The organism is Porcincola sp. LCP21S3_C12, assembly GCF_052118625.1.
In the GTDB taxonomy this organism is placed as follows: domain Bacteria; phylum Bacillota; class Clostridia; order Lachnospirales; family Lachnospiraceae; genus Porcincola.
In genome coordinates this window covers 1-13,926 of the sequence record NZ_JBQKGW010000016.1, presented here as the reverse complement: position 1 = coordinate 13,926, position 13,926 = coordinate 1, and the positions used below count along the sequence as shown (strand labels likewise).

Below are 13,926 nucleotides of genomic sequence, written 5' to 3'. Positions count from 1 at the left end.
GCATCGGGTAGGACAGAGTTTATCTGCCCTGCCCGATTTCCCACAGGGATATAAAGGAGCGTTCTGTGAGGAAGGGAAGGATGTCGGATATGAAGGGGACGAAGAAAAAATTTCAGATCGCTTATATGTTCTGCCTGCCATGGTTGATCGGTTTTGTGTGCTTTACGCTTTTTCCAATTGGGTTCATGATCTATAATTCCCTGACCAATCGCAAGCTGACGGGGACATCAAGCTTTGTTGGACTGGCCAACTACCGGAATATGTTCAAGAGCAAGGTGTTCTGGAACTCACTGAGAGTTACGTTGTTTTACACCATTGTCATGCTGGTAATTACGACCGTCTGGGCGCTGGTTCTGGCGATCCTGCTGAACAATAAAATAAAGCTGAATGGTCTGTTCCAGTTCTTCTACTTCCTTCCGTCTGTAGTACCGACGGTCGCTCTGGCATATGCATTCAGAACGATGTTCGGGAAAGACGGAGGCCTTCTGAATGCGATTCTGGGGAGTCTGTCAGGAAAGAACGTGACGATCAACTGGCTGATGGATCCAAAGACAGTCTATCTTGCGGTCTTCTTTGTGACACTCTTTACCTATAATACCGGGCAGATGATGCTGATCTTCCGCTCCGGAATTGCCGATGTGCCGAAGGATCTTTATGAGGCTGTCGAGCTCGACGGAGCTGGATCCTGGACGAAATTCTGGCATATCACGCTTCCGATGATATCTCCGCTTGTGTTGTTCAATGCTGTCAACGGCGCCATCAGCGCATTGAACGGCTCCTTTGCGCTTCTCTATCCGCTTTCAGGGGAAAATGGGGATCCGAAAGGTATGACGCAGGTGCTGAGTCTTCTGATTTATAAAGAAGCCTTCAGCAATATGAAAGTCGGGTATGCCTGTGCCTTGTCGGTTGTACTGTTTGTAATTGCCGCCTTGTTTGGGATTGTGATCTTCGCGATCTCAAAGAAGACAGTCTACTACGAGACGTGAGGAGGAGCCATGTAATGAAAGCTTCACATAAGAAAACAGGAAGAGGAATCGCCCTGTACGCAGTGATGATCCTTGTAGCTGTGATCATGTTTGCCCCGATTGTCTGGATTTTCTCCGGCGGATTTAAGACGCTCACGGAATTTACAACCAGTGCTAAGATCATTCCAGAGAAAGCGACCTTTGAAAACTACATCTATATCTTCACACAGTCAAAAATCGGACTTTATATCCGGAACACGCTGCTTTTGATCATCGGCAATACCGTAGGAACGCTGCTGTCTTCCTCCCTTGTTGCCTATGCGCTTGCAAGGCTGGAGTTCAGGGGGAAGAATGTCATATTCTCAATCATCGTTGCAACTATGATGATTCCGAACATCGCGCTGATCATTCCGCAGTATATTATGTTCGGAAAGATCGGCTGGCTGGATTCCCTGCTACCGATGATCGTCCCCTCTTTCTTCGCGTATCCGTACAACGTGTTTTTGCTTCGCCAGTATTTCCGCTCTATTCCGAAGGAGCTGGATGAGGCGGCCATTATGGATGGATGCTCGAAGTTCCAGGTGTTCTCAAGAATCATCGTTCCGATTTCAAAGCCGACCTTTGTCACAATCGGGATTCTCTCTTCTGTGTTCTGGTGGAATGAACTGACACAGCCTGTATTCTATATCAATTCGGACAAATGGAGAACGCTTACGATCGCGCTCATGACATCTTATATGTACACCTCCGGGAATGCTTTCGTGATCAACTGGCCCTCCATCATGGCGGCATCCTCTCTGATGATTATTCCGCCGATGATTCTCTATCTGACAGCCGGGAAACATCTTGAGGGAGGAATCAAAACCTCCGGTCTGAAGGGATAACAGACGGTTTCTTCCGGAAAGTACTTGTACAAAGAGGGATGTATGAGGTATGAAAAGGTATGGATCGTCGGGAATCAGACAGAGAGGTGAAAACTTTGACGCTCAAAGAGATCGCACAGCGGGCAGGTGTTTCAACCGCTACAGTTTCCTATGTTATCAACAACTCCGGACACATCAGCGAGGAGACAAGGAAGAAGGTACAGGATATCATCCGGCAGACAGGGTACCGGACGAATAAACTGGCGGGGAGTCTCCGAAAAAACAGAACAGGACTGATCGGGATCCTGGTTGAGGATATCACAGTCTGGCATACGCCATATATCATAGATGGAATCAATCGGATGGCTGATGAGAAAAACTGTTATACGATTCTCAGCAACCTGCAGATGGTGCGCAAGATTGACAACAGCTTTGACAAACTGACCGGATTCCAGAAAGACATTGATAAAGCTGTACAGACTCTTCTGGGGCTGCAGGTAGATGGGATCATCTATATCGGTATGCATGACCGGCTGATGGATAACGTGCTCAGAAAGGCAGGGAAGCCCGTCGTCTACTGCTATTGTTATACCGCCGATGGCGAGGCTTCCTCCGTGCGCTACGACAATGAGAAGGCTGAGTACAGGATTACAAGAAATGTAATAGACAGAGGACACCGGAGGATTGCGCTGATCGGGGGATACGCGACCTCCGAACCTGCAAGGCTGAGGCGGAAAGGATTTCTGAAGGCGCTGCAGGAAGCGGGAATTACCTTGCCGGAAAGCTGGGACGAATGCGGAGAATATGACTTTCAAAAGGGAAAAGCCGCTGCAATCCGAATCCTGACGGGAAAGGACGGTGGAACAAAAAAGGATCTCCTTCCTAAGCAGGAACGGCCGACTGCTATAGTTGCAATGAATGATGAGATGGCACTTGGCGTCTATAATGCCGCGGCAGAGCTGGAGCTTCGCGTGCCGGATGATTTGTCGGTGACGGGCTTTGATGATGCCGAGTTTACCCAGCAGCTGATTCCGCCGCTGATGACGGCTCAAAGACCGCTCCATAAGATGGGGTACTCTGCCTTGTCCATGCTGCTGGAGCGGATAGAGGATGAGAGCGAGCAGGTGACGAATATCATCTACCCGTGCAGGATCATAGAAGGAGGATCTGTCTGTGACCTCCGGACAGGGGGCGGTGCGGCGGAAGATGACAGGTCGCCGGATGTGCACGATGACTGACAGCAAGATCATATTGTCCGCTGCCAGATGGGCAGCGAAGGAGATACCGGAGAACGGAGCTGCCTGCCGGCAGGCTTTCAGCATGTAAGATGACGACAGACACAGAAAAGGAGTACACGATGGATGAGAAGAGGCTTCAGAACATCCCCCTGCGGAACATTCGTATTCGGGATCCGTTCTGGGATAAATATATCGGTCTTGTAGACAGCGTGATTCTCCCCTTCGAATGGGAGCTGATTAATGACCGCGTCCCAGGAGCGGAAAAGAGCTACTGTATGCAGAATTTCCGGGTTGCAGGCGGTCTCGAGAAGGGAACTCATAAGGGAGAAGTTTTTCAGGACACCGATGTCGCAAAATGGCTGGAGGCGGCAGCATATTCTCTTGCGAAGAAGCCGGATCCGGAACTGGAGAGAACAGCGGATGCTGCGATCGACCTGATTGTAGGGGCACAGGAGCCGGACGGATATCTCAATACCTACAATACCATTCTGGGAAAAGGACGTTTCTATGATCTGTTTGAGGGACATGAACTGTACACAGCCGGCCATATGATCGAGGCGGCGGTTGCCTATGCGGAAGCGACAGGAAAACGGAAATTTGTCAACTCCTGCGCGAAGCTGGCGGATTATCTGTGCTCGGTGTTCGGGCCGGAAGAAGGAAAACTGCACGGATACCCGGGACATCCTGAGATTGAACTGGCGCTGTATAAATTATACAGGTATACAGGAAAGAAGGATTATCTTCACCTTGCACAGTATTTTCTGGATGTCAGAGGGCAGCAGCCGTGCTACTTTCAGTCAGAAAGCAATTATCGGAACGGGACCTTTATCTTTAAGGAATTCAAGGATTTTGGGATGGACTACTGCCAGGCGGACAGACCGCTGGCGGAGCAGGACAAGGCGGAAGGACATGCTGTCCGGGCTGTGTACCTGTACAGCGGAATGGCTGACGTTGCAGCTGAGACAGGTGATGAACGGATGCTCAGGCAGTGTGAGGCGTTCTGGGAGAATATTGCCCGCAGACAGATGTATGTGACCGGGAGCATCGGGTCGGCGGCTTATGGAGAGCGGTTCACCACAGATTATGATCTTCCGAACAATACAAATTATTCGGAATCCTGCGCGACAATCGGACTGGCGATGTTTTCAAACCGTCTCTTCCAGATCACAAGAGACGGAAAGTATATGGATGTTGTGGAACTGGCGCTGTACAATACCCTGCTGTCCGGAATCGCGCTCGATGGAAGACATTTCTTCTATGTCAATCCGCTGGAATGTGTTCCGGAAGTAGCGGAACATAATCCGACGATGCGGCACGTGAAGACAGAGCGCCAGCTCTGGTTCGGCTGTGCCTGCTGCCCGCCGAATATCACACGGACACTCGCATCGATGGGAAACTATATGTTTCATGTTGGCGGCAATACTGCTTACCTGAATCTGTATATCGCCGGAGAGATCGAGGCTCCGCTGACAGATGGAACCCTGCGGCTGACGGTCGAGGCGGATTATCCGGCGTCCGGAAGTATCCGGATCCGTGTACAGCCAGAGAAGGGCAGGCAGGATGCGGTGGTCGCCCTGAGGCTGCCGGCTTATTCTGTGGAAAGATATACACTCCTGGTCAACGGACAGAAGGTATCTGTGGGAAAGAATGATGCAGATCATGGAGAAATAGACCGGAAAGACCTCGATTCCGGGGAGCGGGCAGTGTACCGCAGAGGATATCTCTACCTTAGCCGCAGCTGGCAGGACGGTGATCTGATCGAGCTGGATCTGGATGTTGCGTTCCGTTTTGTATACAGCAATCCGAAAGTGCGCGATGACATCGGAAAGGTCTGCATCATGAGAGGACCGTCCGTCTATTGCTTCGAGGAGGCTGATAACGGGGCATATCTTGCTGGCTGCAGGATCGATACCTCGGCACCGATCTGTGAGGAGGAGAACCCGGAACTGCTGGGCGGAACGCTGTGCGCAGTTGTCTCAGGAAGCCGGATTGATTACAAGAGCGTCGGCAGCGATGATCCGCTTTACAGCGATAAGCGGCCGGTGTATCAGCCGTGCCGGCTGAAGGCCATTCCATATGCCTGCTGGAACAACCGGGGAAAGGGAGAGATGCAGGTATGGATGCGGGAAGAATAAACATTGTGTTCTGATTAAGTTTGAGAAGAGCTGCCGTGCAGGAAAACGGCAGCTCTTTTTGAATGCGGTCTTGGTATTTTTCGCAAATGATAAAAGCTAAATGATAAAAGACAATCCATTACAGAATCGTTAAAATGGCAAAAAATATTAAAATTATCCCTCTAATATTAAAATTATAACCGAAAATAGTCCCCGCAATTCCAAGAATATAAGTTGTTTAAACGTTATTATAATGATAATCTTTGCTTAAAAGAAAAGAACAATGTGCAATATGCACAATAAAAGGAGGATAAATATGAAAAAGAAAGCTGCATCTGTTGTATTAGCAGGAGCGATGGCACTAAGCATTGCAGTTGGTTGTACACCTGTATTCGCCGGGGAGACGGAAGCTGCGGCAACGGGAGGAGCGACACTGAACCCAAACACAAAAAATGCGGAGGAGCTGACGTTATGGCATTATTTTGATGCATCAGCTGACGCAAAAGCAATTATCGACTTCGCAAACGAGTACAACAAACTTCAAGATAAAGTATATATTAATCCAACATATGTTGCACGGCAGGAACTGATGAACCAGTACACGATCGGGGCGGTTTCGGGAGAACTTCCGGATATCGGAATGGTCGATTCTCCGGATATGGAATCTTATATTTCGCTTGGTGTATTCGAAGATGTTACAAAACAGCTTGGTGATTGGGAAGATTTGGATAAGTTTTTCCCTGGACCGCTTTCGTCCTGCAAGGATGCAGACGGTAAAATCTATGGTCTTCCGCAGAATTCCAATTGCCTGACACTGGCCGCAAATATGGATGCGCTGAAGGAGGCCGGAATTGACAAACTTCCGACAAGCCTTGATGAGTTCAAGGAAGATGTCGAGAAGACAACGAATTCGGACAAGAGTCAGTTTGGATTTGCAATGTGTGCAATCTCAACGGAGGAAGGGACTTTCCAGCTCCTTCCGTGGATTGTCGCAACACATGACGGAACAAAGACATCCTTAACGAATCTGACAGATGAGAAGGCCGCGATCGGGCTGGATGTACTCGGAGGGTTTGTAAAGAATGGTCAGATGAGTCCCGAGTGTGTCAACTGGACACAGGCAGATGCTTACAATCAGTTCTGCGCGGGGAAAGCTGCATTTGCCGAAATCGGAACATGGCATCTGGCATCAATTGATAATGATGTGAATGGCGCTTTTGAGTACCAGATCACGACTCTCCCGACCGGTGACGAGGGAACCTCCAGTTCCACAATTGGCGGTGAGAACTTTGGTGTCTGCACCGGATGTAAAGATGTTGATGAAGCAGTGAATTTCCTGAAGTGGTTCATGTCAAAGGACAGTGAGGAGCGCTGGGCGGTACAATCCGGCAAGCTTGCTACCAGATCGGATGCGGCACCGGTTTACACTTATCAGGAGGACAACTTCAAGATCTTCCAGAAACAGATGGATACCGCGCTTGCACGCGGACCGCATGATCAGTGGCCGACGATCTCCGAGCAGATTTACACTGCTGCGCAGAAGGTGTTCCTGAACGGTGACTCTGCAGCAGATGCTTTGAAGGCTGCAAATGATGTTATTGCACCAATTCTGGAGAGCGACCCGCTTCCGGAACAGTAATGTAAAAGTCATTTCGGAGGTTGCCGGCTCTCCTCTCAGAGGAGGCCGGCAATCTCCATATCAGGACTGTACCAGGAAAGACGGGGAGAAAAGACATGACTTCAAAAAAAAGAAGATCAAATGGCAGGCGGACGAGGGAGGCATATGGCTTTATTCTTCCGGGAGTTCTATATATGCTCGTGGTGGTAGGATACCCGATTATATACAATTTTATTTTGAGTTTCAAAGACACCAGTGTCCGTAACCTTGCGACCGGGACATCAAAATTCATTGGGCTTCAGAACTATATAGAGCTGTTCCATAATCCGACATTTATTCTGGTTCTGAAGAATACATTCGTATTCACAATCGGAAGCCTGATCTTCCAGTTTACGATCGGGTATTTACTGGCACTTTTTTTCTATAAAAAATTTACGCTGTCCGGACCGATCAGAGGACTCATGCTGATTCCGTACATGATGCCGATGGCTGTCACCGGTCTGCTCGGGCAGAATCTGTTTTTGAATGGCGGCCTGATTAATAACTTATTGTCAAAGATCGGTATAGCAGGGCCGGCATGGCTGACTTCTACGTCAACTGCAATGATTGCTGTCGTGATTATGAATTGCTGGGTTGGAATTCCGTTCAATATGCTTCTGCTGATATCCGGAATGTCGAATATATCGGAAGATGTCTATGAAGCATCTGCAATTGACGGGGCCAGCAGAATGCAGCAGTTTTGGAAGATCACGATGCCGCTGATGAAGGATTCTATTCTTGCAGTTTTGATGCTTGGATTCATTTATACGTTCCGTGCATTTGATCTGATGTTTATCATGACGGCGGGAGGTCCGCTGAATTCGACGGATGTTTTAGGAACCTATTCCTATATGCTTTCCTTTACACAGTATCAATTCTCAAAGGGGTCGGCAGTCGCAATTGTACTGTTTCTTTGCCTGCTGCTGATTGGAATTCTGTATTTACTGTTGCTCAGAAAAGATGACAAGGAGGAAGAGGCATGAATCAGGAGTCTGACAGGATAAGAGCCTTGCCTGCTTCCGAAAGGCGCAGGCATTCGAGGGAATGGCATAGAAATTTCAGACTGTCAGTTATTGCAGTCATCATCGCGGTGGTTTTTCTGTTTCCAATTTACTGGATGCTTCAGCTTTCCTTCAAGTCGGATATGGAAACATTCGGCAAGGTGCTGACTTACTTCCCGCATGAATTCACAATTGACCCGTGGATGGCGAATCTGGGGGACAAGGACTTCATCGCATCCTTGAGAAATAGTTTTTTAAATGGCCTATTTACGATGGTATTGACGATGCTTTTCGGGATTCCGGCAGCATATGGAATGGGGCGTTATAAGGTCAAAGGTTATCAGGCATTTCTGCTTATATTTCTTGTAGCACAGATGCTCCCTGCATCCCTGATGCTGACACCAATGTATCTGACATTCAGCAAAATGCACCTTCTCGGAACCTATGCCGCGCCACCGATTGCAATCGCGGCGGGGGCAGTACCTTTTGCAGTTGTTACACTCAGGCCATACTTTAAAAGTGTTCCCGTTACACTTGACGAAGCGGCAAGAATCGATGGCTGTAACGCATTGCAGGCCTTTTTCCTGGTAATGATTCCAGCGGTTAAAACTGGGATTATCACAATCGTCACGATTTCCTTCCTGAACGGGTGGAACGATCTGATGTATTCCATGACATTTAATGTTAAACCGGAGATGCGGCCGCTAACTGCAAACATTCACAAGTTCCAGAGCAAATATGGGACGAAATGGAACTGTATCATGGCCTATGGAGCGATTCTGGTACTTCCGGTCATACTCATGTTTATCTTCCTTCAGAAATATATTGTCGGGGGAATGACGGCCGGAGCAGTAAAGGAATAATGAACAGAAAGGATAAACATATATGGGAGAACAGGCTATCATAAATTCTATGGGAACAGCGTCTGCGGAAGTTGCCGGACAGACCAGGCGCAGGTTCGGGTATTATTTTACGGAAACGAATGCTCTTTGCTACAGGCTTGGAGCGGAGAAACTGGTGATTGCGCCATGGGGACAGAATAGTTTTCGAGTGACGGCTACAAAGTGTGCAGAGATGCCACAGGAAAGATGGGCATTGACTGAGGAAGTTCCAGAGAGTCATTCAGAGATCAGGATTGGAGAACTGGAGGCTCAGATTACAAATGGTAAAATCACTGCCATTATCAACAACATCGGAAAAATCGAATTTCGTAATGCAAAAGGAGAACTTCTGCTTGAGGAGTATCTTCGAAACAAGAATGATATGCAGAGCAGTACGACGAGTTCCCTGATGGTGGATGCACGTGAATTCAAAGCAATCATTGGAAGTGAAGATTATCATCTGAAGGCGAGATTTGTGTCAAATCCGGAAGAAAAAATTTTTGGTATGGGGCAATACCAGCAGCCCTATCTGAACCAGAAGGGGATGGATCTGGAACTGGCGCATCGAAACTCACAGTCTTCAGTTCCGTTTATGATCTCGTCTCTGGGGTATGGATTCCTCTGGAATAATCCTGCTGTAGGGAGAGTAAACTTCGGAAAGAATATTACAACCTGGGAGGCGGAATCGACAAAGAAACTGGATTACTGGATTACAGCGGGGGATACACCTTCAGAAATAGAGGAAGCGTATGCTTCAGTAACGGGAAAAGTTCCGATGATGCCTGACTATGCGATGGGATTCTGGCAGTGCAAGCTGCGTTATCAGACACAGGAAGAACTCCTCGATGTTGCCCGCGAATATAAGAAAAGAGGCCTCCCGATCTCTGTGATTGTGATTGACTTTTTCCACTGGCCACTGCAGGGTGAATGGAAGTTTGACCCGGTTTACTGGCCGGACCCTGATGCAATGATCAGGGAATTGAAGGAGATGGGAATCGAGCTGATGGTATCGATCTGGCCGACTGTGGACTACAGAAGTGAGAATTTCCAGGAAATGAATGAAAAAGGGTATCTGATCCGCGTAGACCGTGGGTATCCGATTTCGATGGATTTCCAGGGAAATACGCTTCATTTTGACGCGACGAATCCAGATGCAAGGAAATATGTCTGGGGAAAGGCAAAGCAGAACTATTACGACAAAGGAATCAGAGTATTCTGGCTTGATGAGGCAGAGCCGGAATACACCTACTATGATTACGACAATTACCGGTACTTCCTTGGGCCGGATGTGGAGGTTGGCAATATTTATCCGGTGATGTACGCAAAGGCTTTCTTTGACGGAATGAAGGCGGAAGGTCAGAACAATATTATTAATCTGCTGCGCTGTGCGTGGGCTGGATCTCAAAAGTATGGGGCACTGGTTTGGTCTGGTGATATCATGTCGTCCTTTGAAAGTCTACGGAATCAGTTTGCTGCTGGATTAAGCATGGGAATTGCCGGGATTCCGTGGTGGACAACCGACATCGGCGGCTTTTTTGGCGCCTGGGTGGATGACCCGAAATTCCATGAACTCCTCATCAGATGGTTTGAGTATGGAACGTTCTGTCCGGTTATGCGTCTTCATGGCGTTCGCTGGCCGATGCAGCCACAGGTTGGGACAAGTGGCGGTGCAACCTGTGTGTCCGGAGCACCAAATGAAGTCTGGAGCTATACACCGGAAGTATATGAGATTCTGAAGAAGTATCTGTTCCTTCGCGAAACAATGAAACCGTATATCACTGAAGTAATGAAGGATGCACATGATAAAGGTACACCTGTCATGCGGCCGCTCTTTTATGATTTCCCGTCTGATCAGGAATGCTGGGACTGCGAGACGGAATACATGTTCGGACCGGATATTCTGGTTGCGCCTGTCATGCATGAGGGAGAACGAAAACTTTCAGTGTACTTTCCTAAAGGAGTGGCATGGAAAAACTACTGGACAGGGGAAATCTATGAGGGAGGAGCAAGGGTAGAGGTTCCAGCTCCGCTTGAGCAGATTCCGGTGTTCACAAGGAAAGGGTTCTGCTTCGAATAACATAAATGATGCGAGGATTCTCATCTTTCTGTATGTGTGGGAAAAAATACGATGGATGAGAATCCCTTCTTTTAGCAGGTAAGCAGTATGTTCAAGAAGAATGTTTTTTCATATGGCGGCCCGGTATTTACATGGGGAAGCAAAATGTTCGATCTCATGCTTGTCTCGATCTGGTGGATTCTGGGAAGTTTGCCGATCGTCACAATCGGGGCATCAGCAGCGGCAATTTATGATGCGGTTACCAGGTCTGTCGTGGAAGACAGAGAAAGCGTGACCGAACGTTTCTGGACTACGTGGAAAAATTCGTTAAAAATGGGAAGTCTGCACGGACTTGCCAGCTTTTTGCTGTCGGTTCTCTTCCTGCTGAATTTCGGGATAAGCAGTAAATTATTTCATGGGCATGTGCAGTGGTTATTGTGTGCACTTTACCTGGTATTGTTTCTGGCGGTCATGGCAGTCTGCTGCTTTTTGTTTCCACTGATATCGAGATATCGCATGTCATTTGGATGGTACTTAAAGCCGGCAGTATTCTGTACCTTTCATTATCCCTTGCAAACAATAGCAGGGACTGTATTACTGCTGGCAGGATATTATTCGGTGTATCGATTTCCGCTGACAATTCTTCTGGTCCCCGGGGTCTTCACCTGGTTTTTGAACGCATTGGTTGAAAAGAAAATCCAGTCTTTTCGGGGCGAACAAGAATAATGTGGAGTGTATAGAGGATCATAGGAAATCAATCGAGCAGAAGTGGTATCATCATTGTACTACGATAAATGCAATTGATGAAATTGCATTAGAATAAGAATCCTATGACTGACTGCAGAAATGGGAGGGGCAGGTGAAACGGAAGAGTGTATCTGGAAGTAATATCATCAGAATTCCAGGTGGGTTTCTGAAACGATTTATAAAGGCTCTCCGTACCAATTATTTTCTGAGAGTATCCATCATTATGATGTTTTCGCTTGTTGGAGCGTCGCTGGCTTTCCTGTTTTATCTTCAAACTCAATATCTGCAGTATCTGATTGAAAATTCTACACAGACAGATAAAGTCCTGCTCAATACTGAGGAGAGTACAATCCGGAGGAATATCGATAATGTCATCCAGGTTGGGGCAAAGTTGTCCTTGAATGCTGATTTGATAGAGTCAGCTACTGCGTTGAAGGATGATCCAGATGATACACTCTCAAAATTGACGTTGAGACATGAACTAGAGCAGACTTTTAAAGAGAGTGGCGGAGAACTGATTAACGTCCTGATTATGACTGCCGACGGAAATATCCTTTTCCAAAAGAACCGAGTGATTGGAAATTTGACCGGGACTGAAGCATATTGGAATCGGAACAACGAGCAATTGCTTGAAAACCTTTCAAGCAAATTGATTGATCAGTTGAAACAGAATACCGTTCCGAAGTGTGTATGGACCACTGAACCGAATCAGTTTATCTTTCATGCACAGGAAGCATCTGTTTATACCTGCAGGAATATGATCAATATAGCATTCTCCCTTCCGGGGAATACGTCAACTGACCAGGTTGACTCCATCCTTGTCCTGAGTTTTGAACTATCTTCTGTAAGCGCTTTTTTCAGTCAAATTACAGGCATGTCGAATAATTATACAGATACCTATATCACGGATCAGAGTGGGAATCTGCTGTATGCTCCTGAATCCGGGATGATCGGGATGAAGTTGGAAAATGTCGCTCCAGAAGGAAAATACCGAATTGTATCGACTGAAATTGATAAAACAGGATGGAACCTCAATATTGCGCTGGATGTAGAAAGATTAAACGGGATTATCCGTATGCGATACCGTAAGGGCGTCACAGTCCTGCTCCTGGCCATCCTGTTAATCAGTGCAGTTCAATTTATTATGACAAGAAGAGCACTCTCTCCAATTCGAAGTATCCAGAAAGCGATGAATAGCGTCAGAAAGGGTGTGTGGAAGACGCGTATTGAAATCAGAGGGGAGGATGAAATCTGGAAGCTCGCTGAGAACTACAATGAGATGGCTGACGCATTGGAAGAATGGAAAGAAAAAAATGCCCGTCAGAATGAAGAACAGATTCAGGCAGTCAGGAAGACCGCGGAAGCACAGATGCATGCATTGGAATCTCAGATCAATGCCCATTTTCTATGTAATACGTTGAATGCGATTAATATGAGCGCGGCGGAACAGGGAAATGAGGAAGTTTCTGTGATGTTGAGAAAGCTGTCCGATATTATGCGCTATGCTTATTCAAGCTCGACAGGGGCAGTAACGCTCGGCGATGAAGTAAACTGGGTTACACAGTACCTTGCGTTGCAGAAGTTTCGGCTAATGGATCGGTTTGATTATCGGGTTGAATTTCCAGATCAATATCTGGAATGGCCATGCTGCAAGCTGTTTTTACAGCCGTTTGTTGAAAATTCAATTCGACACGGATTTGTAGAGAAGGAGAAGGGCTGTTTTATCAGTGTAACAGGACGAATGGGAAAAGATGGCAGAATGGAAATCCTTATTGAAGATAATGGCTGCGGGATGAGCGCGGAACAGAGCCGTGCTGTACAGGAAAAGTTATCAGCCGCTGCATTTATCCATATGGAAGGGACTGGGATCGGACTTGAGAATGTTGCAGCTAGATTGAGGATCTTTTACGGAAATAAACTGGAGATCCAGTTCTGGACAGAGGAAGGGAAGGGAACCCGGTTTCTTCTTGAACTGCCGTTGCCTCATACTTTTTTGCAGGATGATGCTGAGGATGAGTAACTGTAGTGGGTTAGTCGTTAGATGAAGGGTTTGATGAATGAAGATAGTGATTGCAGAAGACGAACAAAGGGCGAGAGAAGGCCTGAGAGAAATGATCAGATCCCTCGGCGATAACTACCAGATTGTTGGTTTAGCAGGGAATGGGAGAACTGCATTGGAAATGATTCAGGAACAGCACCCGGATGTGGTTTTTACGGACATCAAGATGCCATATTTGTCCGGGATCGAACTTATAGAGGCAACAAGAAGTCAGAATTACCATACGCATTTTGTGTGTTGTCCGGCAAATTAAATGATGTCCCATCCGGCAGATTATTTCGCGCCGATTTTGGATTTCTACAGATGTGTCAGTCACTTTAAAAGTAACTGTTTCTGCGAATTGTT

The 13,926-nt window shown here is 47.2% G+C and carries 11 protein-coding genes; all 11 read left to right on the top strand.

All coding sequences use genetic code 11. The annotated features are described in order from the left end of the window. Window positions 1-80 precede the first annotated feature (80 nt). Complete coding sequence (locus tag ACTQ1N_RS09220) at window positions 81-986, top strand: carbohydrate ABC transporter permease (protein ID WP_441956473.1); 906 nt, start codon at window positions 81-83, stop codon at window positions 984-986. A 14-nt stretch (window positions 987-1,000) separates the two neighbouring features. After that, on the top strand, window positions 1,001-1,849 hold the full coding sequence (locus ACTQ1N_RS09215; RefSeq protein WP_441956472.1) for a carbohydrate ABC transporter permease: 849 nt from the start codon (window positions 1,001-1,003) through the stop codon (window positions 1,847-1,849). 59 nt (window positions 1,850-1,908) lie between these two features. Beyond that, entirely contained in the window at window positions 1,909-3,066 is a 1,158-nt protein-coding gene (locus tag ACTQ1N_RS09210) for a LacI family DNA-binding transcriptional regulator (RefSeq protein WP_441956471.1), read from the top strand. 89 nt (window positions 3,067-3,155) lie between these two features. After that, a complete protein-coding gene (locus ACTQ1N_RS09205) occupies window positions 3,156-5,201 on the top strand; it encodes a glycoside hydrolase family 127 protein (protein WP_441956470.1) in 2,046 nt (681 codons plus the stop codon). 295 nt (window positions 5,202-5,496) lie between these two features. After that, window positions 5,497-6,819 carry an ABC transporter substrate-binding protein gene (locus ACTQ1N_RS09200; RefSeq protein WP_441956469.1) on the top strand — a complete coding sequence of 441 codons (1,323 nt, stop codon included), beginning with the start codon at window positions 5,497-5,499 and terminating at the stop codon, window positions 6,817-6,819. Window positions 6,820-6,914: 95 nt separating this feature from the next. Next, entirely contained in the window at window positions 6,915-7,820 is a 906-nt protein-coding gene (locus tag ACTQ1N_RS09195) for a carbohydrate ABC transporter permease (RefSeq protein ID WP_441956468.1), read from the top strand. Continuing rightward, complete coding sequence (locus ACTQ1N_RS09190) at window positions 7,817-8,701, top strand: carbohydrate ABC transporter permease (RefSeq protein WP_441956467.1); 885 nt, start codon at window positions 7,817-7,819, stop codon at window positions 8,699-8,701. Before ACTQ1N_RS09195 ends, ACTQ1N_RS09190 begins: the two co-directional genes overlap by 4 nt. Window positions 8,702-8,750: 49 nt before the next feature. Then, complete coding sequence (locus ACTQ1N_RS09185; protein WP_441956516.1) at window positions 8,751-10,796, top strand: glycoside hydrolase family 31 protein; 2,046 nt, start codon at window positions 8,751-8,753, stop codon at window positions 10,794-10,796. Between the two features lie 87 nt (window positions 10,797-10,883). Beyond that, on the top strand, window positions 10,884-11,501 hold the full coding sequence (locus ACTQ1N_RS09180) for a DUF624 domain-containing protein (RefSeq protein ID WP_441956466.1): 618 nt from the start codon (window positions 10,884-10,886) through the stop codon (window positions 11,499-11,501). A 133-nt stretch (window positions 11,502-11,634) separates the two neighbouring features. Beyond that, window positions 11,635-13,542, top strand: coding sequence for a sensor histidine kinase (locus tag ACTQ1N_RS09175; protein ID WP_441956465.1), 1,908 nt, complete (start codon window positions 11,635-11,637; stop codon window positions 13,540-13,542). A gap of 37 nt (window positions 13,543-13,579) precedes the next feature. Continuing rightward, window positions 13,580-13,834 (top strand): response regulator, encoded by a 255-nt coding sequence (locus tag ACTQ1N_RS09170; protein WP_441956464.1) that lies wholly within the window; start codon window positions 13,580-13,582, stop codon window positions 13,832-13,834. The last annotated feature ends 92 nt before the right edge of the window (window positions 13,835-13,926 follow it).

Excerpts from the sequence above, each read along its gene's own strand:
- ACTQ1N_RS09220 (WP_441956473.1), top strand. The coding sequence starts at position 81 with ATGTCGGATATGAAGGGGACGAAGAAAAAATTTCAGATCGCTTATATG.
- ACTQ1N_RS09215 (WP_441956472.1), top strand. The coding sequence starts at position 1,001 with ATGAAAGCTTCACATAAGAAAACAGGAAGAGGAATCGCCCTGTACGCA.
- ACTQ1N_RS09210 (WP_441956471.1), top strand. The coding sequence starts at position 1,909 with ATGGATCGTCGGGAATCAGACAGAGAGGTGAAAACTTTGACGCTCAAA.
- ACTQ1N_RS09205 (WP_441956470.1), top strand. The coding sequence starts at position 3,156 with ATGACGACAGACACAGAAAAGGAGTACACGATGGATGAGAAGAGGCTT.
- ACTQ1N_RS09200 (WP_441956469.1), top strand. The coding sequence starts at position 5,497 with ATGAAAAAGAAAGCTGCATCTGTTGTATTAGCAGGAGCGATGGCACTA.
- ACTQ1N_RS09195 (WP_441956468.1), top strand. The coding sequence starts at position 6,915 with ATGACTTCAAAAAAAAGAAGATCAAATGGCAGGCGGACGAGGGAGGCA.
- ACTQ1N_RS09190 (WP_441956467.1), top strand. The coding sequence starts at position 7,817 with ATGAATCAGGAGTCTGACAGGATAAGAGCCTTGCCTGCTTCCGAAAGG.
- ACTQ1N_RS09185 (WP_441956516.1), top strand. The coding sequence starts at position 8,751 with ATGGGAACAGCGTCTGCGGAAGTTGCCGGACAGACCAGGCGCAGGTTC.
- ACTQ1N_RS09180 (WP_441956466.1), top strand. The coding sequence starts at position 10,884 with ATGTTCAAGAAGAATGTTTTTTCATATGGCGGCCCGGTATTTACATGG.
- ACTQ1N_RS09170 (WP_441956464.1), top strand. The coding sequence starts at position 13,580 with ATGAAGATAGTGATTGCAGAAGACGAACAAAGGGCGAGAGAAGGCCTG.